This window comes from Streptomyces niphimycinicus, assembly GCF_018883605.1.
Classification (GTDB): Bacteria; Actinomycetota; Actinomycetes; order Streptomycetales; family Streptomycetaceae; genus Streptomyces; species Streptomyces niphimycinicus.
Genome location: NZ_JAHLEM010000649.1, coordinates 1 through 1,470, shown reverse-complemented (window position 1 = coordinate 1,470; position 1,470 = coordinate 1). Strand labels below are relative to the sequence as shown.

1 protein-coding gene is annotated in these 1,470 nt (G+C 74.1%); it reads right to left on the bottom strand.

The window, feature by feature from the left end; all coding sequences use genetic code 11:
- Positions 1-24: 24 nt before the first annotated feature.
- A complete protein-coding gene (locus tag KN815_RS39015) occupies positions 25-1,440 on the bottom strand; it encodes an amidase (protein WP_216346544.1) in 1,416 nt (471 codons plus the stop codon).
- Between the last annotated feature and the right edge of the window lie 30 nt (positions 1,441-1,470).

Here is a 1,470-nt window from a genome sequence, read left to right as displayed (position 1 = left end):
GCGCGCCTTAGGTCGCCGCGAGCCTTAGGTCGCCGCGGGGCGCACCCCGTCCGCGAGCCCCGCCTCGAACAGCGCGTGCGCCGCCCGCAGCACCAGCGCGTCCGCGTGGCGCGCGCCCACCAGTTGCACCCCGATCGGCAGCCCCGCGCCGCTGAGACCGCACGGCACCGACGCCGCGGGCTGCTGGGTCAGGTTGAACGGGTAGGTGAACGGCGTCCAGCCCGTCCACCGGGTGTGCTCCGACCCCTTGGGCACCTCGACCCCCGCCTCGAACGCGGTGATCGGCAGCGTCGGGGTGACCAGCAGGTCGTACGCGGAGTGGAACCGCCCCATCGCATGGCCGAGGGCCATCCGGACATCCACGGCCGCCAGATAGTCCAGCGCGCTGTACGACGCCCCCTGGGCGCAGATCTCGCGCAGCCCCGGATCCAGCAGCTCCCGGTCCTCCGCCCCCAGCGGCTGTACCACCCGGGCCGCGCCGCTGAACCACAGCGTGTGGAACGCCTCCACCGGATCCTCGAACCCCGGGTCGATCTCCTCGACCACCGCGCCCAGCTCCGCCAGCAGATCCACCGCCCGCCGCACCGCCGCGGCCACCTCCGGGTCGACCGCGGCCGCACCGCCGAGCGCGGGGCTGTAGGCCACCCGCAGCCCGTCCACCCCGCCCCCGCCGGGGGCGAGCGCCTCCTGGAAGCCGCCCCCGGAGGGCGCCAGTTGGGACCAGTCGCGCCAGTCCGGACCGGAGATCACATCCATCAGCAGGGCCGCGTCCGCCGCGTCCCGGGTCATCGGCCCCACATGGGCCAGCGTGCCGAACGCGCTCGCCGGATAGAGCGGAACCCTCCCATAGGTGGGTTTCAACGCGAAGATGCCGCAGAAGGCCGCCGGGATACGGACCGAACCCCCGCCGTCCGTCCCCAGACTCAGCGGACCCGCGCCCAGCGCCACCGCGGCCGCGCTGCCACCACTGGAGCCGCCCGCGGTCCGCTGGGGGGCGTACGGATTGCCGGTGACCCCGTAGACCGGGCTGTCGGTGACGCCCTTCCAGCCGAACTCCGGGGTCGTCGTCTTCCCCACGAACACCGCGCCGTGCTCGCGCAGCCGGGCCACCGAGGGCGCGTCCTCGTCCCACGCCCGGCCCTCGGGCCGTACGGTCCGCGAACCGCGCAGCGTGGGCGCGCCGCGCAGCAGCAGGATGTCCTTCACCGACACCGGGACGCCGTCCAGCAGGCCCGCGGGGGCCCCGCGCCGCCACCGCTCGGCGGACTCCTCGGCCTGCCGCAGCGCGCCCTCGGCGTCCACCCGGCTGAAGGCGTTCACCTCCGGTTGTATCTGCTCGATCCGGTGGAGGACGGCACGGGTCGCCTCGACCGGGGAGAGCTCGCCGGAGGCATAGCGCTCGATGAGTTGAACGGCTGTCAGGTTGTGAATGTCCGTCATCCGGCTCTCCGTTCAGGTCGTGCGATCAGT

Coding starts and splice junctions, on each gene's coding strand:
- KN815_RS39015 (WP_216346544.1), bottom strand. CDS start 1,440: ATGACGGACATTCACAACCTGACAGCCGTTCAACTCATCGAGCGCTAT.